This window comes from Pseudoalteromonas sp. 10-33, assembly GCF_001469195.1.
In the GTDB taxonomy this organism is placed as follows: Bacteria; Pseudomonadota; Gammaproteobacteria; order Enterobacterales; family Alteromonadaceae; genus Pseudoalteromonas.
On the sequence record NZ_LOFI01000001.1, the window covers coordinates 34,960 to 60,373 of the forward strand.

At 40.8% G+C, this 25,414-nt stretch carries 21 protein-coding genes; 9 read left to right on the forward strand and 12 right to left on the reverse strand.

The window, feature by feature from the left end; genetic code table 11:
• Window positions 1-111 precede the first annotated feature (111 nt).
• The 3 genes from pmbA (at window position 112) to ATS76_RS00165 (ending at window position 4,356) form a co-directional block, all read left to right on the forward strand.
• Window positions 112-1,461, forward strand: coding sequence for a metalloprotease PmbA (gene pmbA, locus ATS76_RS00155; protein WP_058550569.1), 1,350 nt, complete (start codon window positions 112-114; stop codon window positions 1,459-1,461).
• 91 nt (window positions 1,462-1,552) lie between these two features.
• Window positions 1,553-2,032 (forward strand): DUF721 domain-containing protein, encoded by a 480-nt coding sequence (locus ATS76_RS00160; protein ID WP_058550570.1) that lies wholly within the window; start codon window positions 1,553-1,555, stop codon window positions 2,030-2,032.
• 242 nt (window positions 2,033-2,274) lie between these two features.
• Complete coding sequence (locus ATS76_RS00165) at window positions 2,275-4,356, forward strand: M13 family metallopeptidase (protein ID WP_058550571.1); 2,082 nt, start codon at window positions 2,275-2,277, stop codon at window positions 4,354-4,356.
• Window positions 4,357-4,433: 77 nt separating this feature from the next.
• On the opposite strand, the gene ATS76_RS00170 is transcribed toward ATS76_RS00165, so the two are convergent.
• Genes ATS76_RS00170 through secA form a run of 3 tightly spaced genes read right to left on the reverse strand, consistent with a single transcriptional unit; the run spans window position 4,434 to window position 8,683 of the window.
• The gene (locus ATS76_RS00170; RefSeq protein ID WP_058550572.1) at window positions 4,434-5,501 is read right to left on the reverse strand and encodes a phosphotransferase enzyme family protein; all 1,068 of its coding nucleotides are present in this window, start codon (window positions 5,499-5,501) and stop codon (window positions 4,434-4,436) included.
• 14 nt (window positions 5,502-5,515) lie between these two features.
• Window positions 5,516-5,914, reverse strand: coding sequence for an 8-oxo-dGTP diphosphatase MutT (gene mutT, locus ATS76_RS00175; protein WP_058550573.1), 399 nt, complete (start codon window positions 5,912-5,914; stop codon window positions 5,516-5,518).
• 60 nt (window positions 5,915-5,974) lie between these two features.
• Window positions 5,975-8,683, reverse strand: a complete 2,709-nt coding sequence (secA, locus tag ATS76_RS00180) for a preprotein translocase subunit SecA (RefSeq protein ID WP_058550574.1) — start codon at window positions 8,681-8,683, stop codon at window positions 5,975-5,977.
• A 406-nt stretch (window positions 8,684-9,089) separates the two neighbouring features.
• On the opposite strand from secA, the gene ATS76_RS00185 reads away from it, so the two are divergent.
• A complete protein-coding gene (locus tag ATS76_RS00185) occupies window positions 9,090-9,860 on the forward strand; it encodes an NADP-binding protein (RefSeq protein ID WP_058550575.1) in 771 nt (256 codons plus the stop codon).
• Between the two features lie 9 nt (window positions 9,861-9,869).
• Here ATS76_RS00185 and hutH read toward each other — a convergent pair whose 3' ends face one another.
• The 3 genes from hutH to hutC all read right to left on the reverse strand — a co-directional run bounded on the left by hutH (window position 9,870) and on the right by hutC (window position 13,855).
• Entirely contained in the window at window positions 9,870-11,402 is a 1,533-nt protein-coding gene (gene hutH, locus ATS76_RS00190; protein WP_058550576.1) for a histidine ammonia-lyase, read from the reverse strand.
• Window positions 11,403-11,404: 2 nt separating this feature from the next.
• Complete coding sequence (hutU, locus tag ATS76_RS00195; RefSeq protein ID WP_058550577.1) at window positions 11,405-13,078, reverse strand: urocanate hydratase; 1,674 nt, start codon at window positions 13,076-13,078, stop codon at window positions 11,405-11,407.
• A gap of 69 nt (window positions 13,079-13,147) precedes the next feature.
• Window positions 13,148-13,855, reverse strand: a complete 708-nt coding sequence (hutC, locus tag ATS76_RS00200) for a histidine utilization repressor (protein WP_058403867.1) — start codon at window positions 13,853-13,855, stop codon at window positions 13,148-13,150.
• Window positions 13,856-13,975: 120 nt separating this feature from the next.
• Here hutC and hutI point away from each other — a divergent pair, with 120 nt between their 5' ends.
• Window positions 13,976-15,223 (forward strand): imidazolonepropionase, encoded by a 1,248-nt coding sequence (gene hutI / locus ATS76_RS00205; RefSeq protein WP_058551028.1) that lies wholly within the window; start codon window positions 13,976-13,978, stop codon window positions 15,221-15,223.
• 124 nt (window positions 15,224-15,347) lie between these two features.
• Complete coding sequence (locus ATS76_RS00210) at window positions 15,348-17,009, forward strand: GGDEF domain-containing phosphodiesterase (RefSeq protein ID WP_058551029.1); 1,662 nt, start codon at window positions 15,348-15,350, stop codon at window positions 17,007-17,009.
• A gap of 152 nt (window positions 17,010-17,161) precedes the next feature.
• Here ATS76_RS00210 and ATS76_RS00215 read toward each other — a convergent pair whose 3' ends face one another.
• Complete coding sequence (locus ATS76_RS00215) at window positions 17,162-18,217, reverse strand: formimidoylglutamase (RefSeq protein ID WP_058550578.1); 1,056 nt, start codon at window positions 18,215-18,217, stop codon at window positions 17,162-17,164.
• Between the two features lies 1 nt (window position 18,218).
• Complete coding sequence (rraA, locus tag ATS76_RS00220) at window positions 18,219-18,716, reverse strand: ribonuclease E activity regulator RraA (protein WP_058403865.1); 498 nt, start codon at window positions 18,714-18,716, stop codon at window positions 18,219-18,221.
• 205 nt (window positions 18,717-18,921) lie between these two features.
• On the opposite strand from rraA, the gene ATS76_RS00225 reads away from it, so the two are divergent.
• The 3 genes from ATS76_RS00225 to ATS76_RS00235 all read left to right on the forward strand — a co-directional run bounded on the left by ATS76_RS00225 (window position 18,922) and on the right by ATS76_RS00235 (window position 22,477).
• The gene (locus tag ATS76_RS00225) at window positions 18,922-19,461 is read left to right on the forward strand and encodes a phosphatase PAP2 family protein (protein WP_058550579.1); all 540 of its coding nucleotides are present in this window, start codon (window positions 18,922-18,924) and stop codon (window positions 19,459-19,461) included.
• The gene (locus ATS76_RS00230) at window positions 19,458-20,489 is read left to right on the forward strand and encodes an MJ1255/VC2487 family glycosyltransferase (RefSeq protein ID WP_058551030.1); all 1,032 of its coding nucleotides are present in this window, start codon (window positions 19,458-19,460) and stop codon (window positions 20,487-20,489) included. The genes ATS76_RS00225 and ATS76_RS00230 overlap by 4 nt, the downstream gene beginning before the upstream one ends.
• 107 nt (window positions 20,490-20,596) lie before the next feature.
• The gene (locus ATS76_RS00235; RefSeq protein ID WP_058550580.1) at window positions 20,597-22,477 is read left to right on the forward strand and encodes a methyl-accepting chemotaxis protein; all 1,881 of its coding nucleotides are present in this window, start codon (window positions 20,597-20,599) and stop codon (window positions 22,475-22,477) included.
• A gap of 23 nt (window positions 22,478-22,500) precedes the next feature.
• On the opposite strand, the gene ATS76_RS00240 is transcribed toward ATS76_RS00235, so the two are convergent.
• The 4 genes from ATS76_RS00240 to ATS76_RS00255 all read right to left on the reverse strand — a co-directional run bounded on the left by ATS76_RS00240 (window position 22,501) and on the right by ATS76_RS00255 (window position 25,405).
• Window positions 22,501-22,875 (reverse strand): gamma-butyrobetaine hydroxylase-like domain-containing protein, encoded by a 375-nt coding sequence (locus tag ATS76_RS00240; RefSeq protein WP_058550581.1) that lies wholly within the window; start codon window positions 22,873-22,875, stop codon window positions 22,501-22,503.
• A gap of 64 nt (window positions 22,876-22,939) precedes the next feature.
• On the reverse strand, window positions 22,940-24,268 hold the full coding sequence (gene hslU / locus ATS76_RS00245; RefSeq protein ID WP_058550582.1) for an HslU--HslV peptidase ATPase subunit: 1,329 nt from the start codon (window positions 24,266-24,268) through the stop codon (window positions 22,940-22,942).
• Between the two features lie 11 nt (window positions 24,269-24,279).
• Window positions 24,280-24,798 carry an ATP-dependent protease subunit HslV gene (hslV, locus tag ATS76_RS00250; RefSeq protein ID WP_006793089.1) on the reverse strand — a complete coding sequence of 173 codons (519 nt, stop codon included), beginning with the start codon at window positions 24,796-24,798 and terminating at the stop codon, window positions 24,280-24,282.
• A 79-nt stretch (window positions 24,799-24,877) separates the two neighbouring features.
• Window positions 24,878-25,405 (reverse strand): SPOR domain-containing protein, encoded by a 528-nt coding sequence (locus ATS76_RS00255; protein WP_058550583.1) that lies wholly within the window; start codon window positions 25,403-25,405, stop codon window positions 24,878-24,880.
• Window positions 25,406-25,414: the final 9 nt, after the last annotated feature.

Below are 25,414 nucleotides of genomic sequence, written 5' to 3' on the forward strand. Positions count from 1 at the left end.
TATACGCCATTCTTTTAGTGATTAATATTAGCTGATGTGGTGCAGTGAGTGTGTTAGCATTTAACTATAAGAAATGCATGCATTATGCCTCTAAGGCTCAGGACTTAATTTATGAAAAGCCAACAAAACGATCCAATTTATGCTCAAATATCGCAGATTAAAGATGCGGTAGCAGAAGTACTCGAACATGCTAAAAAATTAGGTGCTACAGCAGCTGAAGCTGCAATGTCTAGCACGTCGGGTTTATCGGTGAGTACACGAATGGGTGAAGTAGAAACCATTGAGTTTAACCAAGATGGTGGCCTGGGTATTAGTGTTTATGTTGGCAATAATAAAGGCTCTGCCTCAACGGCTGATTTAAACCCTAAAACATTGCGCACAGTAGTAGAAAAAGCCATTGATATTGCAAAGTTCACATCAGACGATCCATTTAATGGGGTCGCCGATAAAGAGCTACTTGAGTTTAACCCGCAAGATCTCGATTTATACCACCCTTGGGATGTTAGCCCAGAACAAGGTATTGAGCTTTGCCATACCGCCGAGCAAGCGGCATTAAATGCTGATGAACGTATTGTAAATTCTGATGGTGCGAGTTTTTCATCGCATCAAGGGCTGCGTGTTTATGGGAACAGCCATGGTTTAATTGCTGGCTTTCCTCGCACACGTCATAGCATCAGCACCATGGTAATTGGTAAAGATGGCGAACAAATGCAACGCGACTCAGCATACACGGTTGCCCGCGATCAAGCAGGTTTAACTGATGCAGCTGCGGTTGGGCTTGAAGCCGCATCAGAAACATTGGCTAAATTAAACAGCCAAAAATTAGGAACAATGAAAGTCCCGGTTGTATTTAGGGCTGATATTGCAAACTCATTGTTTGGCCATTTAGTGTCTGCGATTGGTGGTGGCGCACTTTATCGTAAGTCGAGCTTTTTACTCGATAGTTTAGGAACACACGTATTTAGTCATTGTGTAAATATTGCTGAACGTCCACACATGTTAAAAGGGTTAGCTTCATCACCGTTTGATAGCGAAGGTGTTAAAACGGTTGATCGTGAAATAATCCAAGGTGGTGAGTTACAAACTTATTTATTAGCAAGTTACGCCGCGCGTAAAATGAACATGACCCCTACAGGTCATGCAGGCGGTATTCATAATTGGTTAGTAGAACAAACGCATAACGATTTAAAAGCAGTGTTAAAAACAATGGGTACCGGCTTGTTAGTTACCGAGCTTATGGGGCAAGGCGTAAACACAGTAACAGGTGATTACTCTCGAGGTGCTGGTGGTTTTTGGGTTGAAAATGGAGAGATTCAATATCCAGTAAGTGAAATTACGATTGCCGGTAATTTAAAAGATATGTTTAAAGGTATTTCTGCTATCGGTGGTGATATTGAGCGCAGAGGCGGCATTCAAACTGGCTCCGTTCTAATTGAGCAAATGCAAATAGCGGGTGCTTAATACCTAATTTATGCTTAATTATGGACACACTTAAGTTTAATCTGATGGTGCTAAATTTAAGTGTGTAAATAAGTACGAGTTGAGATATTTAATGGCTAAAGATAGATACGCACCAAAACCACTCACCGATATTATGGCGGGCCTAAACAATCGCTTGTCGGCTTATGCTGGTAAAAGCCAAGCTCTCGATACTCAGCAAACTTTACTTAAAGACTTTTTAGGCCCTAAATTAGGAGATAAATGTCGCGTAAGTAATTATCGCGATGGCACTTTAATGATTGAAGCGGTATCGGCCCCGATAGCGCTTCGGCTTAATTATTTAAAAATGGATATGCTATCGCACTTTAGGGCCGCAGGTATGGCTGAACTGGGGCAAATTAAAATTACAGCTAATCCTCAGGCCACTCAGCGATTAAGTACGACAAACAAAACAGCTTCAGCCGCCGTCACCAACTCGCGTAAAATGAGCGAACAAACAGCCGATTATTTAAATGCGATTGCCGACTCAGCACCTCCTTCATTAAAAGAGAAGTTACAACGTTTGGCCTTACACGGTAAAAATAAGAGCTAATTACCAACTGCTTTATTAAGCTATTGATAGGGTAATTTAGAACGCTTATTTCATTCAAAATACTTTGTTACATATTCTATTTCAATGTTCTCAAAATCAGGTTTATTATAGCGCTATTGCACTCAATGATAAGTGTAAGTTGATGCCCATTCCATTAAGTAAAAGCTGACTGCTATCTTGTTAAAGAGCTTAATGGAGTTGGTATGAGCAATTTATAAAATTGACTAACAAATGGATTAATTATGAATAAAGTAACAATGGCCGCTGCGAGTATTGCACTTGCGCTTGGCTTGATAGGTTGTGGCGAAAAACAACAAGAGACTCAAGTAACCGACACTCAAGCAGCAACAGCAACAGCACCAGCAGAGAAACCGTTAGAGCTAGGTATTGAATTGGCTAATATGGACAGCTCAGTTCGTCCGCAGGATGACTTTTATTATCATGTAAATGGAACTTGGTTAGCAACAACTGAAATCCCAGGTGATAAGTCTAACTATGGGTCTTTTTCGCAATTATACGATGAGTCGCAAAAAGCGATGAAAACGGCGCTTGAAAACGCAGCGGCCAATAAGTCGGCTGAAAAAGGCAGCGATGAGTATAAAATTGGCGCATTTTATAAAAGTTATATGAATAAAAATGCCCGTAATGAGCTTGGAATTACCCCGTTACAACCATCGCTAGATAGTATTGATAGCATTGAGTCTAAATCTGACTTAGTTGGCCTTATGGCGTCTATTCAACAGCAAGGTGGCACTTTACCGTTTGGTTGGTTTATTAACAACGATGCTAAAAATTCAAGCGAATACGCATTGTACTTATCGCAATCAGGTCTTGGCTTACCCGATCGCGATTACTACTTAAAAGACGATGAGAAGTTTACTAAAATTCGTGCCTCTTACGAGCAATACATGACTGATGTCTTGGCTAAAGCGGGTGTAAAAGAGGCCGCACAAGCTGCAGTAAATGTACTTGCCTTTGAAAAAGCCATTGCTGATGCGCAGTGGAGCCGTGTACAAAGCCGTGATGCAACTAAGTCGTATAATAAAATGACTGTAGCCGAGGCGAATAAATTAGCCGGTGATCTTGATTTAGCTGCGTTCTTTAAAAATGCAGGTGTAAACACCGCTGATATTATTGTGCGTCAGCCTAGTTATTTTGAAGCGCTGGGTAGTATTTATCAAAACACGGACTTAGAAACGTGGAAAAACTACCTTAAGTTTCATTTTGTAAGTGGCTATGCTCAGTTGCTAAATGATGATTTAGTTGATCTCAAATTTAACTTTTATAGCACCACTTTACGTGGCGTAGAAGAGCAAGCGCCACTTTGGAAAAAAGCCGTTGATGCCTCTAATAGTGTGCTAGGTGAAATTTTAGGTAAAGTATACGTTAAAGACAATTTTCCGCCTGAAGCTAAAGCGCGTATGGAAGAGCTGGTTGATAACGTAATTAAAGGTTACAGCGTTGCAATTGAAGGTCTTGAGTGGATGGGACCTGAAACAAAGATTGCAGCACAAGAAAAACTAGACAAATTTATTCCTAAAATTGGTTACCCTGATAAGTGGAAAGACTACTCTGAACTAGAAATTAATTCAGACGAACTAGTAGGTAATTACATTCGTTACAGCCAATGGGCATATAAAGATATGATTGCCAAGCTTGGTCAGCCTGTTGATCGCTCTGAATGGTACATGACACCACAAACGGTGAATGCCTACTACAACCCGGTAAACAACGAAATTGTATTTCCAGCCGCTATTTTACAACCGCCATTTTTTAACTTAGAAGCTGATGATGCTGTAAATTACGGTGCAATTGGTGCAGTTATTGGGCACGAGCTTGGCCATGGTTTTGACGACCAAGGTTCTAAATACGACGGCGATGGTAACTTGCGTAATTGGTGGACTGAAAGCGACCTTAAGCAGTTTGAAGAGCGTTCAGGTGCGTTAGTTGAGCAATTTAACAAGTACAAACCGTTTGACGATGCGAATGTAAACGGCGAGCTTACGCTTGGCGAAAATATCGGTGATTTAGGTGGGTTAACTGTCGCGTATAAAGCATATCAGCTATCATTAGGTGACAATAAAGCACCAGTTATTGATGGTTACACTGGTGATCAACGCTTCTTTATGGGGTGGTCGCAAATTTGGCGTCGTAACTACCGCGATGAAGAGTTACGTAACCGCTTAATGACCGACTCGCATTCACCAAGTCATTACCGTGTAATTGGTATTTTGTCTAATATGCCAGAGTTTTACGAAGCGTTTGATGTAAAAGAAGGCGACAAAATGTATATCAAACCAGAAGACCGCGTAAAAATTTGGTAATTGATATTCTTTTTGGCTAACTTAGTAAAACCAGCAAGTGTTTAGCTTGCTGGTTTTTTATACTAATAACATTGCTGCTATTGCATGAGGATTTTATACATCCAGCTTTCATTACTTAAAATGTTTTTATATAAAGCCAGTTGGTTTTGAGCCCGCTCTAAATTATGCTCTGCATGAGTGGTTTTAAAGTACACATCGTTATTTAAGTAATCAGTTAAAAAACGCACGCTAAGCATTAAAGGCATAATTTTAGCACCAAGCAACAAGCTTGATTGCTCTGTATTACTCATAAGAGGCTGAAGGGGAGCGAGGTAACCCTTAACGAGCGCCTCAAAAATCTCTTTTCGAATAATAACCTTATCAAGGCTCGTCGAATCCTCTGCTTCTGCAGAGCAAAATGTACGTACCATATCGCCAAAATCATACAGTAAAAAACCTGGCATGCAGGTGTCTAAATCAATAACAGCTTTCGCTTTATGGGTTTTACTGCAGTACAGCATATTATTTATTTTAGTGTCGTTGTGGCAAACGCGAACGGGTAAATGTTGAGCTATGGTTTTAAGTTCGCTCACTAAGTGCAGCTGCGATAAGCAATATTCTATGTCGTTTTTACAGCGGTTAAGTCTGCTTTTATTACTATTCGTCATTGCTGTATTTAGCTGCTCAAAGCGCATAGTCAGATTATGAAAATCATCAATAACAGTATGTAGTGTGGTTGTATCAAAGTCGTGTAAGGCGCTTGCAAAAGTACCAAAGGCTAAAGCAGCTTGATGTGCTTGCGCTGGATTTTTAACCACATCTTCACTGTAACTGTGCTCAATAAAGTTAAGTACACGATACGGCTCTTCATTAAGCATGGTTAAATATTCGTTGTTGCATGTATTAATGTGCTTAACAATATCGAGTGGATAGTTATTTTGCTGCTGCTTAGTATTCAGATGTTGCTCAATAAGTTGTGCGTTACTGACAAGTTGAGCAGGGTGTTTAAATACATGGGTGTTAAGCTTTTGCACAATAAATCGCTGATCAAAATGTGTTAGTAGCCATGTGCTGTTGATATGGCCGCTACTTATGGTACTCAACTGAGTTGATTCAGGGTTGAGTTTTAGCAGTTTACTTAACGTATTTTGTACAGTGGTATTCATTGTAACTCACTTAATCAGGCGTATCGAGATTGCAGTTTTTCAATTATTTCAGCATTAGCTGCGGGGAAGTCATAGTTAGTTAACTCACTAATATTTACCCATTCACTAGGTTGCCCTTCAGCGCCATGTGCTTGACCACTAAAGTTACTGACAACGTGGATATCGAGTCTCACGCATTTGTCGCCATAATCGTGTTCAATTACCATGAGTTGGCTAGAGCTGTGAATAGTAATACCTACTTCTTCAATCAACTCACGTTTTAGCGCTGCAAATACACTTTCACTTGCTTCAACTTTACCACCAGGGAACTCCCATAAGCCACCTTGATGCTGCTCGTTTGCACGTTTACAGATAAATATTGCATTATTTTTTTTAATTACACCAACGGCTACATTTACTATTTTTGTTGTCATATTTTTATCCCATAAAAAAAGCGACGCAAGCGCCGCTTTTTAATTACTTACAATGCGTCGTTATTTTAATTTACCACAACATTGCTTGAATTTTTGACCCGAACCACAAGGACACGGATCGTTGCGGCCAACTTTTGGCTCTGTTCTTGCCATAACCGTAGCACTTGGAGGTGCTTCGCCGCCTACGTGCTCAGCTTCTTCGTGTTGGTACTCACGAGGTGCATTTTCACTCTTACGGTGTTGCTCTTCTACTTTTTCAACATCTTCTTCAGCGCGCACTTGTACTTTACTTAAAATACTCACTACATCAACTTTTAAGTTTTCAAGCATTTCAGAGAACAGTTCAAACGATTCGCGCTTGTATTCTTGCTTAGGATTCTTTTGTGCGTAACCACGTAAGTGAATACCTTGACGTAAGTGATCCATCGCCGCAAGGTGATCTTTCCAGTGTTGGTCAAGACTTTGCAGCATAATTGCTTTTTCGAATTGACGTAGAACTGAGTCACCAACCTGCTGCTCTTTTTGCTTGTAAGCTTGATCAACGGCTTCTTCAATACGCTCACGAAGCTTTTCTTCGTATAGCTTATTGTCTTCTGCTAACCATTGAGTGATAGGCAGCTCAATTAAGAAATCTTGTTTTAAGCGCTCTTCAAGACCCGGTACATCCCACATTTCAGCAAGGCTTTGTGGAGCAATGTATTGATCTATTGTATTGCTCAGTACGTCACCACGAATTGCAGTGATAGTTTCTGAAATATCACCTTCTTCAAGTAACTCATTACGCTGAGAGTAAACAACACGACGTTGATCGTTTGCTACGTCATCGTACTCAAGTAGTTGCTTACGAACATCAAAGTTACGTGCTTCTACTTTACGCTGTGCGTTTTCAATTGCGCGGTTAACCCATGGGTGTTCAATTGCTTCACCGCGTTGCATGCCTAGTTTACGCATCATGTTAGTCATGCGCTCGCCAGCAAATATACGCATTAGCGCATCGTCCATCGATAGGTAAAAACGGCTAGAGCCTGCATCACCCTGACGACCAGAACGACCACGTAATTGGTTATCTATACGGCGCGATTCATGGCGCTCAGTGCCAATAATGTGCAAACCGCCAGCGTCAATAACAGCATCATGACGAAGTTTCCATGCTGCTTTAATTTCAGCAATTTTTTCATCAGTTGGGTTATCAAGTTTTTCAACTTCGCTATTCCAGTTACCACCAAGCATAATATCGGTACCACGACCGGCCATGTTAGTTGCAATGGTAACAGTACCAGGTAAACCTGCATCTGAGACGATATCAGCTTCTTGTGCGTGGAATTTAGCATTAAGTACATTGTGCTTAATTTTTTCTTTGCGTAAATACTGTGATAAGTATTCGGAGCTTTCAATTGAGATAGTACCTACTAGTACAGGCTGTCCGCGTTCTTGACAGTCTTTAATATCAACTAAAATAGCTTCGTATTTTTCTTCTTGCGTTAGGTAAACTAAATCAGCGCGATCATCACGGATCATTGGCTTATTAGTTGGCATAACAACGGTATCTAGGCCATAAATTGACTGAAACTCAAATGCTTCAGTGTCGGCAGTACCTGTCATACCCGCTAATGTTTCGTACAAACGGAAGTAGTTTTGGAACGTAATAGATGCCAAAGTTTGGTTTTCGTTTTGAATTTTAACACCTTCTTTAGCTTCAACAGCTTGGTGTAAACCTTCAGACCAACGACGACCTTCCATTGAGCGACCGGTATGTTCGTCAATGATGATAACTTCGTTTTCTTTAACAACGTAATCAACATCTTTTTGATATAATTTGTGTGCGCGAAGGGCAGCGTAAACATGGCTTAATAACGTGATGCTGGCGGCAGAATAAAGCGAATCGCCTTCTTCAATTAAACCACGTTCGCTAAGTAGTTCTTCTACTTTAACTTGGCCACGTTCAGTTAAGTGAACTTGCTTAGATTTTTCATCAATGGTGTAGTCGCCATCGCCTTCTATACCTTCCTCGTCTTCTTTTTCTTGTAGTTCAAGTAAAGGAACGATGGTATTTATTTCAGTGTATAGTTCTGAACTGTCTTCAGCAGGGCCTGAAATAATAAGCGGTGTACGAGCTTCATCAATTAGGATTGAATCTACTTCATCGACGACGGCGTAAAATAACGGACGCTGAACGCGCTCATCAATACTAAATGCCATGTTGTCGCGAAGGTAATCAAAACCAAACTCGTTGTTTGTACCGTAGGTAATGTCAGCAGCATACGCTTGCTTTTTTTGTTGTGGCATCATGCCAGGAACATTGCAGCCCACCGTGAGGCCTAAAAATTCAAATAACGGACGGTTAGTTTCAGCATCACGCTTTGCAAGGTAATCATTCACGGTAATAACGTGAACCCCTTTGCCTGTTAAGCCGTTTAAGTAAGCTGGCAGTGTTGCTGTGAGTGTTTTACCTTCACCGGTGCGCATTTCTGCAATACGGCCTTCGTGTAAAACCATGCCGCCTAGTAGCTGTACGTCAAAGTGGCGCATGCCATTAACACGCTTAGATGCTTCACGAACTACTGCAAATGCTTCAGGTAGAATATCGTCAAGGCTTTGTCCGTTATCGTAACGTTCTCTGAATTCTGCTGTTTTAGCGCGTAAGTCTTCATCAGAAAGCGCTTCTAGCTGCGTTTCAAGCGCATTGATTAGCGCGACCGTCTTTCTAAAGTTTTTAATAGTGCGGTCATTGCGACTACCAAAAATCTTGGTAAATAAATTAGATATCATGATAAAACCGTTACAATCAATTCTTTGTTAGCCGCGTATCGGCTAACCCATTTTTAACAATTGGTAATTAATATGTGCTTTTAAGTAACACTTAGTACATATTAATTAGCAATTTTGTATTAAACCGTTCAAAAAGCACTGTTTATTACGTGCGCTACTATACCAGACTCTGCCAAACAACAAACTACCTCAGCCAAAAGATCTGTATATAAAATAGAAAAATTTGATCTGCATTCTAAAAAAGCTGTGGTACTGACTGGTTGCTATAAAATTAGCAGTAAGCTGTAAATATATGGTGCTTAAAAAATTAAAAACAAGGGGGGCGTTACATTTGTGAACTTTGGCTATTTATGCTCAGATAATAACATTGAGTAACGATGCGTTTAACATGAAGGTGTGTGTCAACATGCAAAATAAAGTGAATAAATTAGTGGTATTGGGTGCTGGCTGGTTAGGTCATGCGCTATGTGTAAATGCACAGCAGGCAGGTTGGCAGGTGCAAGGCACCCGTCGGTCCGATACGCAGGAGTTTGATTTTGAACGCCAGTTTATAGTAGAAAATAATCAGCTAACCCATCAGCTTGATTTAGAGGGAGCGTATTGGGTGTGTGCCATTCCACCACGAAGTAGACACAGTGAAAGCAACTACCCAGAAACACTTACTGCGGCCTTGACGTTGTCTAAAAAGTTAAATGCAAAAGGATTTGTATTGTGTTCATCTACAGGGGTTTATGACCAAGAACCCGGTGTATACAGTGAAAGTAGCGATATTGCTTGCGCCAACCCAAGGCAAACAAAGTTGTATCAGGCTGAAGAGCAGGTTCTTGAGCAAAATGGTAAGGTACTTCGTTTAGCAGGATTACTTGGCCCAAATAGAGAGCCTGGTAAGTTTGTTGCGGGAAAAGAGCTCAACACTTCAAGTCAGCAAGTAATTAATATGGTGCACCAGCAAGATGTAATAAATGCTATTTTTGCGGTAGTTGCAAATTGGGAAGTTGGACAAAATATTTACAATGTGGTCAACCCTGACCACCCAACAAAAGCCGATTACTATGCGTTAAAGTGTAAGCAGCATGGTGGTGAAATGCCAAAATTTACAAGTGATGAAAAAGCTGAGCGCAAGGTTATTGGCTCAGCTATAGAGGCGTTAGGTTTTACTTACCAATACGGTATTTAAGGCATGTTTTTAATAAGATGGAAGAGGGTTGCGCTCAATAAAGTCGCACAATTTACCTTCGCTCAATAGTGCGTTAGTTTGCTCTATATCGGGGGCAAAATAGCGATCTTTATCGTAATAGGTTACGTGTTCGCGTAATAAATTTTTTGCCTTTAAGACTTTTTTACACGGGTTTAGCGGTTTTCTAAACTCTAAGCCCTGTACCGATGCAAGCCACTCTATAGCCAAAACACCTTGTGTATTATTGGCCATCTCTTGTAATCGCCTCGCGGCGAACGTGGCCATTGAAACGTGATCTTCTTGGTTGGCAGATGTTGGTAAGCTATCTACAGACGCGGGATGTGCAAGCGACTTATTTTCAGATGCCAATGCAGCTGCTGTCACTTGAGCAATCATAAAGCCAGAGTTTACTCCACCATTTTCCACCAAAAAGGGTGGTAATTTTGATAAGTTAGAATCAATAAGTAGGGCTATTCTTCGCTCTGCTAAAGCGCCAATTTCTGCAATTGCAATAGCGAGGTTGTCTGCCGCCATGGCGACAGGCTCAGCGTGAAAGTTTCCGCCAGAAATAATATCGCCCACATCGGCAAATACGAGTGGGTTGTCGGTTACCCCATTTGATTCGCACAGTAATACTTCTGCTGCTTGACGTATTTGTGTTAAACACGCGCCCAATACCTGAGGTTGGCAGCGCAAGCAATAAGGGTCTTGTACTTTTTCACAGTTAACATGAGAGTCGCTAATTTGTGATTGAGTATCAAGTAAATCTCTAAACACTTGCGCGGTATCTATTTGACCACGTTGTCCACGAATTTCGTGAATACGTGAGTCAAAAGGTGCGCGGCTGCCCATTGCTGCCTCAATACTTACCGCGCCAATTACACAGCTTTGTGCATATAAATCTTCTGCTCTGAATAATCCCTGTAGTGCAAAAGCGGTAGACGCTTGGGTACCGTTAAGCAGTGCTAAACCTTCTTTTGCTGCTAGCGTAAGCGGTTCAAGCCCTGCTACTTTTAAACCTTCAGCCGCACTGATTATTTTACCCTGATGACGCATTTGGCCTTCGCTTAGTAAGGGTAAGCACATATGTGCAAGTGGGGCTAAGTCACCCGAAGCGCCAACAGATCCTTTTTTAGGAACGCATGGGTATACTTCACTATTGAGCAAGTGCATAAAAAACTTAATTACTTGCAAACGAATGCCTGAAAAACCACGAGAAAGCGAGTTGATTTTTAGTGTAATCATCAGTCTTACTGTGCTGTCGTCCATGTATTCGCCGATGCCAGCGGCATGAGAAAGTACAATTGAACGCTGAAGTAGTTCAAGCTCGTCATCGGCAATTTTGGTATTAGCGAGCAGGCCAAATCCGGTGTTAATCCCATACACTGTGCGTTGCTCATTTATGACATTTTGAACGGTTTGTGCGCTGGCAGCGATTTGTGATTCGGCATTTTTTTCAAGGTTTATTTTTACACTTGATGCATTAATCTTTCTTAATATGTTTAAATCAAGCGAGCCGGGTGTGAGAGTTAGTTCGACCATGATTATTCCTCGTTCAGCATTGGTAAGTCTAAGTTTTGCTCTTTGGCACAATTTTTTGCGATGTCGTAACCGGCATCTGCATGGCGCATCACACCGGTGGCAGGGTCATTCCAAAGCACGCGACCAACACGTGCTTTTGCTTCGTCTGTACCATCGGCAACAATAACAACACCTGAGTGTTGGCTAAAGCCCATTCCTACACCCCCACCATGGTGAAGTGATACCCACGTAGCGCCGCTTGCCGTGTTAAGCAGGGCGTTAAGTAACGGCCAATCAGAGACGGCATCTGAACCATCTTTCATGCTTTCTGTTTCACGATTAGGACTTGCTACTGAGCCAGAATCAAGATGATCACGGCCAATAACAATGGGGGCTTTAAGCTCGCCATTTTTTACCATTTCATTAAATGCGAGCGCTAAGCGTGCTCTATCTTTTAACCCCACCCAGCATATACGAGCCGGCAAGCCTTGGAATTGAATGCGTTCGCGAGCCATATCAAGCCAGTTGTGCAAATGTGCATCATCAGGAATTAACTCTTTTACTTTAGCATCTGTTTTATATATATCTTCTGGATCGCCCGATAAAGCGACCCATCTAAACGGACCAATACCTTGGCAAAATAATGGGCGAATATAAGCAGGAACAAACCCAGGGAAATCAAATGCGTTTGTAACACCTTCTTCAAATGCCATTTGGCGAATATTATTACCGTAGTCAGTGGTTGCCGCGCCGGCTTTTTGTAATGCTAGCATGGCATTAACTTGCACTGCCATTGATTGCTTGGCTGCTTTTACAACCGCTTTTGGGTCTTGTTCACGCATTTTTGCGGCGTGTTTCATAGTCCAACCTTGTGGTAAGTAACCATTAAGTGGATCGTGTGCTGAAGTTTGATCGGTCACTACATCGGGTGTAATACCACTGTTTACAAGTGTGCTAAATATATCTGCGGCGTTGCCCAGCAATCCAACTGAAATTGCTTTTTCGTTAACGCATGCGTCAGTAATTAATTGCAATGCATGTTCAAGGTTTGTGGCTTTAACATCAACGTAGCCAGTTTTAATGCGAAAATCGATGCGGCTTTCGTCACACTCTACAACTAAGGCACAAAAGCCCGCCATAGTTGCCGCAAGTGGCTGCGCGCCACCCATGCCACCAAGGCCACCGGTTAATACCCATTTACCTTTGGCTTGACCATTAAAGTGTTGTTTAGCCATGGCTACAAATGTTTCGTATGTACCTTGTACAATTCCTTGAGAGCCAATATAAATCCAAGAGCCAGCCGTCATTTGGCCGTACATCATTAACCCTTTTTTATCCAGCTCGTTAAAGTGCTCCCAGTTAGCCCAATGGGGTACCAAGTTTGAATTTGCAATTAAAACGCGAGGAGCATTACTGTGTGTTTTAAATACGCCAACAGGTTTACCCGACTGAACTAACAATGTTTCATCATCATTTAATCGGTCGAGGGTTTCTATAATTTTATCGAAACTTGGCCAATCACGTGCTGCTCTGCCAATGCCACCATAAACAACTAATGCGTGTGGGTGTTCTGCAACCTCAGGGTCTAAATTGTTCATGAGCATGCGTTTTGCCGCTTCAGTTTGCCAGCTTTTAGCGCTTATCATATCGCCATGCGGTGCACGTATTACGCGACTTGTGTCGAGTCGGTTAGTCATGTATTTCTCCTGTTGTATATACAAGGTGATTCGTCACAAAAAAAGCGCATTATGCGCAATTTTTTTATCTTATTTTTTAAACGTTAAGTGCCCGCCTAAGCGATATTTGCTGCCAGGTGATACAAGGCGTGCAAAACTTACAATACCGTTAACAGACCATGTTCTGCGAATAACTTGCAGGCAAGGCTCTTCGTTGTATAGGTTTAACCATTGGCACATTTCGCTGTTGGGCATAATGGCTTCTACTGTGTGTCTCGCTTGAGTGAGAGGTGCAACACTTGAAAGATACTCATGAGGAGTCGTTGCACTAAAATTTTGTTGCAAATAGCCGCTGGCAAGCGCTGGGTTTACAAAACGTTCCTCAAGCTGCAATGGGCTGTCGTTTTCGTTATGAACCAGTACGCTTCGGTACACGACGCTATCTACTTCTACTCCTAATGCGATAGCAATGGGGGCAACCGCATTTATTGATTCAAGTATAAGCACGCTACAGGTGTAATTGCCGTTGCGCTCTTTAACCTCATCGGCAATATTTTTAATTTCAAGTAACGAAGACTGTGACTTAAAAGAGGCAACAAACGTTCCTAGGCCTTGGCTACGCGTTAGTATTCCTGCTTCTGTTAATTCGCTAAGTGCACGGCGAGCGGTCATTCTGCTAACGCTAAATTGTGTGCTGAGCTCGTTTTCAGAGGGAACGCGTTGGTTTTCTTGCCACATACCGCTGCGAATTTTATCGACGATAAATTGTTTTATTTGCGCAAATTTAGGTGTTGTCATTAACTAGATAGCTGCGTTAGGAGTAATTTATATTAAATAAGATGACATAATCCTCTTGTATATACAAGGTGTGTTGTTAGACTATATTTCAATCATGTCAGGGTATGTATGGACTGTTATATGCAAAACACGCAGCAAAATAATAACTTAGAAAATATTGATTTACTTTTAACGGATGCAAATATTGCCACAATGGATCCCACTAGGGATACACCTTATGGGATCATCGAAAATGCAGCCTTAGCGATTAAAAACGGAGAAATCGTGTGGCTGGGTGAGCAAGCATCGCTGCCGTCATTTGACGCTTTCGCAACGCCAACCTTGAGCATAAAAGGCCAATGGTTAACACCTGGGTTAATAGATTGTCATACCCATTTGGTGTTTGCAGGGTCTCGTGCGCAAGAATTTGAGCAGCGTTTACAAGGCGTAAGCTATGAACAAATTGCAGCCCAAGGTGGGGGGATTGCAAGCACAGTAAAAGCAACGAGAGCCGCAGATAGAGAACAACTATTTGTTGATGCCAAAGACAGGCTAAATACACTGTTAAAAGAAGGCGTAACAACGGTTGAAATTAAGTCGGGTTATGGGCTCGATACCGAGAACGAAATTAAAATATTAGAAGTGGCACGATTGCTGGGTGAACATCATCCCATTGATATTAAAACAACATTTTTAGGCGCTCATGCATTACCTAATGAATACAAAGGCCGTGCAGATGAATATATTGATTTAGTGTGCAACGAGATGCTTGAACAAGTCGTTGCTGGCGATCTTGCCGATGCCGTTGATGTGTTTTGTGAAAATGTAGGTTTTAGTTATGAGCAAACTAAACGTGTATTCACTGCGGCAACAAAACATAATTTACCAATAAAGTGCCATGCAGAGCAGTTATCTAATCAGTATGGTGCTGAGCTGGTGGCCGAATTTAATGGATTATCGGCAGATCATATAGAATACCTTGATGAGCAAGGTGTAAAAGCTATGGCAAAGGCTGGCACTGTGGCTGTGCTGTTACCGGGGGCATTTTATTTTTTAAGAGAGACAAAACAGCCACCTATCGCGTTATTAAACCAATACAAAGTGCCAATAGCCATTGCTAGCGACTTCAATCCGGGTACTTCACCGTTGTGCTCGGTACAATTAATGATGAATATGGCATGTACTCTATTTAGGTTAACACCAGAACAAGCGTTAGCAGGTGTTACCAGCAACGCAGCTAAGGCACTGGGTTTAAACGATAGAGGAGTGTTAAAAGTGGGAGCCAGAGCCGACATTGCACATTGGCAAATAAGCCACCCATCGCAATTAAGTTACCAATTCGGCGTAAATAAACTGTCAAATTTATGGATTTTGGGTAGACTTAATTAGTTTGTATTATTTTTGTTCATATTTAACAAGTTGTTGTTAAAGTTTTTTTACGAATACGAGTGCCGTTAACTTGAATATATTAACCGACAGTAATTTTCCGATTTTTTTCAGTGGTGCGCTTTTAATGGCGATGATCACTACTTTATTTTCGGTTAAAAATACCAATATTAAATTTAGTTATTTATGTACAGGTGTTGTAGGTTTAGCTATTTTAAGTAGCGGTGAAGCATGGCTAGCTATTTTATTGGCGTTTGGTTTTTGCTTTCATTTATGGCAATCATTTGAGCGTAATAATTGGAGTATGATTATTATCAGCTCCGCCGCTGGATTGTTATTTGTGGTGCTGTTTTCAGCGCATCTATTATTAGACGTACCGTTATTTTGGGTTGTATTAGCTATATTATTTTGCGCTGTTGTGGGGTTGTTAAACGATGAAAGCGACGATCCCAAAGTGACCATAGAACCCAAACAGCTTGATGACGCGTTTGTTGAAGAGTCACCGCTTTCGGTATTTGCCAGCAAAAAAGAGTTACGCCAAGGGTATTACACATGGTGTGATAATACCCAAGTTGAAGCCGTGCTCATCATTATTAGGCTTGAAGGTTTTGAGCAAGTGAATCAGCATATTGGCCGTGGGTTTGGTGATGTTTTATTAGCGCAATCAGCAAATAGAATACAAGAACAATTAGAAAGCGAAGAAGTGGTTACTATAGTTGGCCACGAAAAGCTTGCTCATTTAGGCGGGTTAAATTTTGCATTTATTTGCAGCTTAGCCAATCACAAGCACTTACATGAACAAATTATTGATAAAATACTCGGAGCAACACTTAAGCCTTTTAATGTGGCTAATTGCACTGTAGAGGTAAAAGCGCGAGCAAGCTATGTGGCATGTGATGAGCAAGAAACTAATTTTGATGATTTAATTTCGTATGCCTATTTAGCGCTTGATAGCCAACCAAAGCAAAGAGTTGTGCCTTATCATCAGCAAATGATGGTTGAACAGCTAGAGCAGCAAGCGCGTTTAAAAGAGCTTGCTAATATTGACTTTGCAAGTGAACTCGAACTGTATTTTCAACCCATTATTTGTAATAAAAATGGTCAAATTGAGTTTTTAGAATTATTACTTCGTTGGCAGCACCCTAAGCAGGGAATTTTGTCTGCTAATCGTTTTATTGATGATATTAGAATTGCAGGGCTTGGCTATCCACTTGCTAAGTTTGTTATAGAGCGTGCTGCCGAACTTGCGATGGCGCTAAGAATAGAAGGTATAGCCATACCGCTGAGTATTAACGTTTTTGGTCCAGAAATGCTTAATGAGGAGTTTGTAGAATTTGTTGATAGTGTAATCACAGAGCATAATCTTCAAGTGGGCGATTTAATTGTTGAGTGCCCTCTGCACATATTTACGGGGCTTGATGATAAAGGCAGGGCAATGATTGCCAGACTTAATAATATTGGCTTAAAGTTATGTGTTGATGGTTTAGGTGATAACCCTGTATTGCTTTCAAAGTTACCTAGCTTAGCGGTGGAATATATAAAAGTAGCGCCGTCATTAACTGCTGATTTTAGCAACCAAAATAATATTCGTAGCTTAGTTGGCGGTATGGTTGAAATGCACAACCAGCAAAAAACAAAAGTTATTTTTGAAGGGGTAGAAACCCTTGAGCAACTTAAATTTGTTAAAAGTTTAAATGCGTATGCCGCGCAAGGTTATTATTTTGGGCATCCGCTGAGCAGTATCGGTTTAATGAGCTGGTTAAAAGAGTGGCGACAAGCGCAAGAATAATCAAAACAAAAATTGAGTAAGTAAGCTTTGCCCGACCTTTCATCATTCTTAAATGACTTTAAGCTATAAAAAGAACGCAAGGGCGTTTTTAACTCAGAGTATAAACTCGCCTACAATTTTATTGTCTCTAAAATAAACCTCAACATGAAAGGCTAAGGTGCCTTCGATTCTCTTGCGAGTATAAAACTATTTACCAATGCGCTGATCACTTGTCCTACATGCGCAGTTCCTGCTATAGGCCCGTTTGGATGTTGGCTTGGTGATGCTTCACATAAATGTAAGTATTTAGCGTTTCGGTTGCTGGCTGCTGTATATACAAAATGCTCAGTGTCGCCGACACTAAACCCGCAGCAAGTATAAGCACTTACAGGCATAAACGTAATGCTATCTAAGTCGATCTCAATACCAAGCGGTAATGAGTCAAAACTATTAATTGCGTTATTTATAGATTGAGTAAGGTTTATATCGCGTTTTACATTGAGAGACTGATAACTATCAAACGTAAAGTTTGCTTGTGTCATGGCATCTATAATTGCTTGGTTATTTTTCTGCTCGTGTAGACCAATAACATGGTAATTATTGAGTCGCTTCTCGTTATAAGCATATCGAAAGCCATTACCACTGTGACGCCCTTCGCATTCTCTAAAATCAGCATGAGGGTCAAAATTTATGGCATTAACGGCCGTGTGCTGTGTTTTACTGAGCGCTCGAATAATTCCTAAGCAGTTATTATGCCCACCGCCAATCACTATGGGTTCAAGACCGGCTTTAAATATTAGGTTTAATACGCTTTCTACGCGCTCGTCCAACTGTTGGCATAGCAAGCGCAATTGCTGAAGTTGTTCAGGGTTTTTGTTGTTTAATTGGCTACTTTGCGCCATTAAATCATCAACGTTTACTTCGCCAAGTAATAACACTTTTTGAGTTGCGATAAATTGGTTATGAGGTTGGTTTAAAAACTTTGCTAAAAAAGCATGCCAAGCTTCATTTGCTCCGCCATTCCCCAAATTTGCTTTGGGGCCAATGTCTTCACATATACCTAGTAGTACATAGCGCATACCAAACTCAGCGGCATCAACTAGGGCTTGTTGAACATCTACGTGAGTATCAAGCAAAGACATAGCTTGCCATGCTTTTTTTTCGTTTGCGCGGGTAAAGCACAAAGCTTTAACCGCACTTTCATCATATACTTTTAAGTGATTGGACACGTTATACTTCTACAACTTCCAACTCAAGTTCTTCAGCAGATAATACAATACCCGTGCTGTCGGCATAGATAAAGTCGTCGTCAAAAAACGACACACCCGCAAAGTTAACACCAATGCCATTTTCGCCAGCACCTTCACTGTCGGCAGCCACAGGAATTGAGGCTATGGCTTGAATGCCCACATCAAGTTCTTCTAGCTCATCTACATGGCGGACAGCACCGTATACAACAATGCCATTCCAGTTGTTTTCAAAAGCAAGTTCAGCAAGTTCAATATCAATAAGTGCACGGCGAGTAGAACCGCCACCGTCAATTAATAGCACCTGGTCTGTACCGTCTTGAGATAGTATTTCGCGGATCAGTTCATTATTTTCAAAACATTTAACCGTTTTAATGCGGCCACCAAAACTGTGTCGACCACCAAAGTTGATGAACATTGGCTCTAGCACGTCAACCACATCAGCAAAGTGGTCACATAAATCAGAAGTGCTGTAATCCATTATTTTATCCTCAAAAGGTACATTAATTTATAACTCAGTATACCTGCCTTATATCCAATAACAACGACTTAATAGTAGTAAATTTAAGCAAAACAAGGAGTAAATCAATAATAGCAACAATAGTGTCTTAAAAGCGTCACTCAATTGTTATTTACACCACCTAAGCTAATTCAGTGTTCATATATTATGCAATGGGGAATAAGCAATGAGTGATAATAATATACTAAAAAAAGTAGCGCAGTTTGATGAGCGACTATTTTTAACGTTGTTTAATTGCAACTCACCTAAATGGCTAAAAAAATTGGCGCTTGGGTTATCTAAAAGTGGCGATGGCGGATTGTATTTAGTTATCTGTGCAGGCGTGTGGTGGCTTAGTAAAAACGAGCAGTACCAGTTACTCCCTATTGCCATCATGCTTGGGTTTATTATTGAACGCCCCATTTACTTTCTAGCTAAAAAATATTTTGCACGAATAAGACCATGCGATTGTTTAGTCACCAATGCCTACATAGTACCGAGTGACAAATTTAGCTTACCTTCAGGTCACAGCGCTGCCGCTTTTTTAGTTGCTATTATTCTGTGCCATTTTTTCCCTCAATATGTATGGATATTCTTAGCATGGGCTGGTGGCGTGGCAATATCGAGGGTGGTATTGGGGGTCCATTATCCGGCTGATATTATCATTGGTGCGCTCATAGGCAGTTCATGTGGTTTATTTGCGTTAGCGGTGGTGGTGCCAGCATGAAAATATTATATGGTATTCAAGGCACAGGAAATGGCCACATAACACGAGCCCGTGTAATGGCAAGTTGCTTTAAAAAGTTGAATATTGAAGTGGATTATGTTTTTTCAGGACGTGCAAATAAAGACTACTTTGATATGCAAGACTTTGCGAACTACACAAGCTTTAGAGGGCTGTCGTTTAATACTAAAAATGGGCAAGTGAAAAGCCTGCAAACAGTGAAAAATGCACGTATTTGTAGATTAATAAAAGACATAAAAACACTCGATGTTAAACAGTATGATTTTGTACTTAACGACTTTGAGCCTATTACGGCTTGGGCAGCTAAACGCGCCGCTATACCGGTGGTTGGTATTAGTCACCAGGCGGCATTTTTATCAAGCAGTGTGCCTATGTTTAGCCGGGGAATTTTACGTAAATCATTAATTAAAAATTATGCCCCTGCCGATACCTATTTAGGGGTTCATTGGCAGCCGTTTGCTGAAAATATCATTCCGCCTTTTATTGCCCACCACGATCACGGCAACCCTGTTGCAGTTATGAACAAAGTGTTGGTGTATTTACCGTTTGAGAGTCTAGAGAGTATTGTTGACTATTTAAAAGATTTTCCTGAAAAAGAGTTTTATTGCTATCACCCAGATGCAAAAAATAAGTCGATGGGAAATATACATTTACGGCCACCATCGAGAACACATTTCTTAAATGACTTAGCCAACACCAGTGGTGTGATTGGTAATGCAGGGTTTGAGCTTGCCAGTGAAGCGCTTAAGTTAGGGAAAAAATTATTGCTTAAACCTTTAAATGGGCAGTTTGAGCAGAGTGAGAACGCACAAACTTTACGCTCTATGGGAATGGCCCATGTAATGAATTATTTAAACCCTCAAGCATTAGATGATTGGAATAATGCCCCTCAAAATAAGCAAATTAATTTTCCAAGTGACCCAGAACCGCTTGTGAATTGGTTATTACAAAAGCAATGGCACAAAACGCAATTACTTCACAAGGGATTATGGGGAAGTGTTAACTTATAATATTAGGTTCTGGTCAGGTATGACCAGTTTATCAAAAGCTAAAAAAACTGAAGCAGTTTAAGACATTAGTCTATAATAAGATTGCATATTAACCAAAGGTGTTTGAAATGAGTTTTTTAGAAAATTTAACGATTAAGAGGCGACTGCAACTTAATGCTTTGGTAGTTGGTTTAGCAATGGTTATTCTATTATGTGTAATTATTTTTGAGGGAAGGGAAAATCTTAAGTTAAATCAGACTATACAGTTAGCGAAAGAGCTGAACATTCAGCAATTAGAATTGAGAAAGCACGAGAAAAACTTTTTGTTTTACAAAACTGAGAGTTCTTTAGCGTCGTTCGAAAAAGAGTATGCAGTATTGGATACAAAGCTAGCTGAATTACAGACTTCAATGGCCAGTTTAAATATTGATACTCAAAAAGCAGCGCAGTTAAAAAGCTTAGTTGCTAAGTATAATAGCGATTTTAATAATGTAGTCTCTCTTCAAAGAAAAATAGGCTTAAACCCCAAAGATGCCCTTTATGGTGAACTAAGAAGTGCAGTGCATAAAGTAGAAACATTGCTTAACGAGCAGCAAAGCGATGAGTTGCTGGTGCTTATGTTGCAATTAAGACGTGCTGAAAAAGATTTTATGCTGCGCTTAGATACCAAGTATCTCCCCCGTTTTAATGACACTATTACGAAGCTTGAACAAAGCCTTTCTCGTGCAACAATAAACTCAAGCACCAAATCAGAACTCAATAGTTTAATTGCTACTTATCAAAATTCTTTCCAGGCGCTAGTAAAAGCCCAAGTTGAATTAGGGGTAAACCTAGAGTCAGGAGCTCTTGGTAAAATGCGGGAAAGTGTGTCGAAAAGTGACACGGTGGTTGGCCAAATTGTTGAAGAAACAGTGATTCATGTTAAAAACAGCGTAAGTGAGGCACAGTTTTTGGCAATTACTATTTTTGTTATTGCTGGTGTTATTGTTTTATTACTTGTTTACTTTACTAGCCATTCAATCATTGTTCCTATTGAACGCGTTTATCACAGCATAAATGATATAAGACGCAATAACGACTTGAGCGTAATGATAGAGCAAACGGGTAAAGATGAAATTACTATCATGACGACAGACTTTAATAGCTTAATAGGTGACTTTAAAAACCTGATTTACGAAGTTAATGGCGCATTAAACACACTCAATGTGGCAACAGATCATTTATCTGAAAGCACTGCAGCCACAAGCTCCGGTATGCAAGAGCAATTACACGAAGCTGACATGGTTGCTACGGCTGCGACAGAAATGCAAGCCACGATTCAAGATATTTCGCACAACACTGAGGCGGCAGCTAAAAAAGCGGAGTCTACAAACTTGAGCGCTCAACAAGGCCGTAGCGAAGTCGAATCAACCGTTAACCATATCAGGGAGTTGTCAGGCTCTTTAGGGAGTGCATCTGATGTGGTGTCTCAACTAGAAAAAGACGGTGAAACGATTGGCTCGGTACTTGACGTTATTCGTGGTATTGCTGAGCAAACTAATTTACTTGCGCTTAATGCTGCAATTGAAGCAGCTCGTGCTGGTGAGCAAGGCCGCGGCTTTGCGGTGGTTGCTGATGAAGTGCGCTCGTTAGCTCAGCGTACGCAAGAATCGACAAGTGAAATTGAAGGGATTATTAATACCCTGCAGCAACGCACTCAAGAAGTGGTAAGTATTATGCACCAATGTCGATCACAAGGTGATGAAAGTGCATCTCAGGCTATTAAAGCCGGTGAATTGTTAGGTGCTATTACTGAAGATGTACAAACCATTATGGAAATGAGCACGCAAATAGCCGTTGCCATCGATGAGCAAAGCCAAGTTGCATCGGAGGTTAATAAAAACGTGGTACGTATTAGAGATATAGCACAAGATGCATCAGAGCATGCATCGCGTAACGCACAAACTAGTGAAGAGGTATCTGAGCAAGGTCGCGTACTATATGCTGCGATAGATAAATTTAAAGTCTAAATTTACTAAGGAGCCAATAAAGTTTAAGGAATAAACTTTATTGGCACACTGTCTTTGTTTTTTGTGTTTTCGCTTACACGTTCTAAATACTCATCCCATAACTTAGTCTGCTGTTCTTGCAGCTTAGCAAAATAGTTCCAGCTAAATAATCCGCTATTATGGCCATCGTCAAAATCTAGGCGCAATGCGTAATGCCCAACCGGGACTATTTTTTTTATCCCGACTGATTGCTTGTTTAAAACTAGCTTCATAGGGCCAGAGCCATGACCTTGCACTTCTGCTGATGGAGAGTGAACACGTAAAAATTCACAACTAAATACGGCTTTACTATCATCGTCAAAGTAAACATCTAAATTTTTGCTCACGCTATGATAATGCACTTTTGTTACGTGTTTCATATTTTGTATCCCACTAAAAAGCCCCCAATATGGAGGCTTTTAGTATAACTACTTATAGTACCAATTAAAGAATAAAGCGGCTTAAATCTTCATCTTCAACTAGTGCACCTAAATGTTTTTCAACGTAAGCCGCATCAATAACTACTGACGATCCAGCTTGCTCAGACGCATCGTATGAAATCTCTTCCATTAGCTTTTCCATCACGGTATGAAGACGACGAGCACCAATGTTTTCGGTTTTCTCGTTAACTTGCCATGCCGCTTTTGCAATTCGCTCAATAGCGTCATCACTGTATTTAACATCAACTTGCTCTGTTTTAAGTAGCTCGCGCTGTTGCTCTGTGAGTGATGCATGCGGCTCTGTAAGTATACGTTTGAAGTCATTTGCAGTAAGTGCTTCAAGCTCAACGCGAATAGGTAAACGGCCTTGTAGTTCAGGGATCATGTCTGATGGTTTAGCCATTTGGAATGCACCAGAGGCAATAAATAGCATGTGGTCAGTTTTAACCATACCGTGCTTAGTGTTCACTGTTGAACCTTCAATAAGCGGTAGCAAATCTCGTTGTACACCTTCTCGACTAACATCTGGACCCGATGAATCTCCGCGCTTACAAATTTTGTCTATTTCATCGATAAACACAATACCATTTTGCTCTACAGCAAATATAGCCTGTTCTTTTAGCTCTTCAGGGTTTACTAATTTGCCCGCTTCTTCTTCGGTTAGTAACTTAAAGGCTTCCTTAATTTTGAGCTTGCGCTTAGTGCGCTTATCGCCCCCCATGTTTTGAAACATGCCCTGTAGCTGGTTGGTCATTTCTTCCATACCAGGAGGAGCCATAATTTCTACATTTGGTTGTGCTTGTGCTAAGTCGATTTCAATTTCTTTATCGTCTAATTGACCTTCACGAAGCTTTTTACGAAATGTTTGGCGTGTTGATGAGTTTTCATCACGCTGAGTTTCACCGTATTGATCTTTAACAGGTGGTAAAAGTGCATCTAAAATACGATCTTCAGCCGCTTCTTCTGCGCGGTGTTTAAACTTTTTAGTTTGTTGTTCACGTGTCATTTTAATAGACACTTCAACTAAGTCGCGAATAATGGTTTCAACTTCTTTACCAACATAACCCACTTCGGTGAACTTGGTTGCTTCTACTTTAATAAAAGGGGCATTAGCAAGTTTGGCTAAGCGGCGCGCAATTTCTGTTTTACCAACACCTGTAGGACCAATCATTAAAATATTTTTTGGCGTTACTTCTGCACGTAAATCATCGTTTAATTGCATGCGGCGCCAGCGATTACGAAGTGCAATAGCAACGGCTTTTTTTGCGTTAGCTTGGCCAATAATATGTTGATCTAACTCGTGAACAATTTCTCTTGGGGTCATAGCAGACATAGCGGTTCCTATTATAATTCTTCAATAGTTTGGAAGTTGTTAGTAAATACGCAGATATCGCCTGCAATAGTTAGGCTTTTTTCTACTATTTCACGAGCGCTTAAATCGGTGTTTTCTAATAACGCGGTTGCGGCCGATTGGGCAAAGTTACCACCACTACCAATGGCAATTAAATCGTTTTCTGGCTGAACTACGTCGCCGTTACCGGTAATAATTAAAGAGGCAGTTTCGTCGGCTACAGCTAAAAGGGCTTCTAACTTTCTGAGTGCGCGGTCACTACGCCAATCTTTCGCCATTTCAACAGCGGCTTTGGTGAGATTACCTTGATGCATTTCTAGTTTGCTTTCAAAGCGTTCGAAAAGGGTGAAGGCATCAGCAGTACCGCCGGCAAAACCTGCGATTACTTTGCCATTATAAAGACGTCGAACTTTACGGGCGTTGCCCTTCATTACGGTATTACCCAATGAAACTTGGCCGTCGCCACCAATTACAACTTTGTTGTCGCGGCGTACACTTACAATAGTGGTCATGTTATTCCTCATCATCGAGTTGCAGGGGCAACTCGTTAAAAACGATTATGATGAGGTTATATGGGTGAATGGTTTATTTTCAAGTCCAGCCCCAAATTCCGCAGCCGACGACTTTTACACGCTTGAGTTTATTTTTATCACTTTCTGCTTGGCGCTTTGTTTTATATGGCCCTAAACGTACTTTATACCAAATACCCGTTTCGCCTTTGGTTTCTCTTATTTCAGATATAAGCCCAGCAAACGCTATTTTCGCTTTTAACGATTCAGCTTGCTGATAAGTTCTGAACGAGCCACATTGCATGACGTAAGGGCCTTTTTGTTCAATTTCTTTTACTTCAACTTGTACTTCATGGTTTCTTATTTCTTTTATAAATTCAGGCGCACGAGGAACGACCACTTCAACTTTTTCTTTTGCAGCTGGGTTAGTTTGTTTTTCAACAAGCTTGGGGTCGGCGTTATTTTTAATAAACCATAATCCATAGGCAAAACCGCCCACAAGCAAAGCTGCAGCAATTACCAAAAGATAAGGAAATGGCTTTTTAGCGGGTTCTTTTTTGGTGTTTTTTCTATTTTTGGGTTTTTTGTTAATGTAATCGTGCTGTGCCATAGCGTTATT

What these genes read in the sequence shown, in the direction of transcription:
- pmbA (WP_058550569.1), top strand. Translation starts at nt 112, where the DNA reads ATGAAAAGCCAACAAAACGATCCAATTTATGCTCAAATATCGCAGATT.
- ATS76_RS00160 (WP_058550570.1), top strand. Translation starts at nt 1,553, where the DNA reads ATGGCTAAAGATAGATACGCACCAAAACCACTCACCGATATTATGGCG.
- ATS76_RS00165 (WP_058550571.1), top strand. Translation starts at nt 2,275, where the DNA reads ATGAATAAAGTAACAATGGCCGCTGCGAGTATTGCACTTGCGCTTGGC.
- ATS76_RS00170 (WP_058550572.1), bottom strand. Translation starts at nt 5,501, where the DNA reads ATGAATACCACTGTACAAAATACGTTAAGTAAACTGCTAAAACTCAAC.
- mutT (WP_058550573.1), bottom strand. Translation starts at nt 5,914, where the DNA reads ATGACAACAAAAATAGTAAATGTAGCCGTTGGTGTAATTAAAAAAAAT.
- secA (WP_058550574.1), bottom strand. Translation starts at nt 8,683, where the DNA reads ATGATATCTAATTTATTTACCAAGATTTTTGGTAGTCGCAATGACCGC.
- ATS76_RS00185 (WP_058550575.1), top strand. Translation starts at nt 9,090, where the DNA reads ATGCAAAATAAAGTGAATAAATTAGTGGTATTGGGTGCTGGCTGGTTA.
- hutH (WP_058550576.1), bottom strand. Translation starts at nt 11,402, where the DNA reads ATGGTCGAACTAACTCTCACACCCGGCTCGCTTGATTTAAACATATTA.
- hutU (WP_058550577.1), bottom strand. Translation starts at nt 13,078, where the DNA reads ATGACTAACCGACTCGACACAAGTCGCGTAATACGTGCACCGCATGGC.
- hutC (WP_058403867.1), bottom strand. Translation starts at nt 13,855, where the DNA reads ATGACAACACCTAAATTTGCGCAAATAAAACAATTTATCGTCGATAAA.
- hutI (WP_058551028.1), top strand. Translation starts at nt 13,976, where the DNA reads ATGCAAAACACGCAGCAAAATAATAACTTAGAAAATATTGATTTACTT.
- ATS76_RS00210 (WP_058551029.1), top strand. Translation starts at nt 15,348, where the DNA reads ATGGCGATGATCACTACTTTATTTTCGGTTAAAAATACCAATATTAAA.
- rraA (WP_058403865.1), bottom strand. Translation starts at nt 18,716, where the DNA reads ATGGATTACAGCACTTCTGATTTATGTGACCACTTTGCTGATGTGGTT.
- ATS76_RS00225 (WP_058550579.1), top strand. Translation starts at nt 18,922, where the DNA reads ATGAGTGATAATAATATACTAAAAAAAGTAGCGCAGTTTGATGAGCGA.
- ATS76_RS00230 (WP_058551030.1), top strand. Translation starts at nt 19,458, where the DNA reads ATGAAAATATTATATGGTATTCAAGGCACAGGAAATGGCCACATAACA.
- ATS76_RS00235 (WP_058550580.1), top strand. Translation starts at nt 20,597, where the DNA reads ATGAGTTTTTTAGAAAATTTAACGATTAAGAGGCGACTGCAACTTAAT.
- ATS76_RS00240 (WP_058550581.1), bottom strand. Translation starts at nt 22,875, where the DNA reads ATGAAACACGTAACAAAAGTGCATTATCATAGCGTGAGCAAAAATTTA.
- hslU (WP_058550582.1), bottom strand. Translation starts at nt 24,268, where the DNA reads ATGTCTGCTATGACCCCAAGAGAAATTGTTCACGAGTTAGATCAACAT.
- hslV (WP_006793089.1), bottom strand. Translation starts at nt 24,798, where the DNA reads ATGACCACTATTGTAAGTGTACGCCGCGACAACAAAGTTGTAATTGGT.
- ATS76_RS00255 (WP_058550583.1), bottom strand. Translation starts at nt 25,405, where the DNA reads ATGGCACAGCACGATTACATTAACAAAAAACCCAAAAATAGAAAAAAC.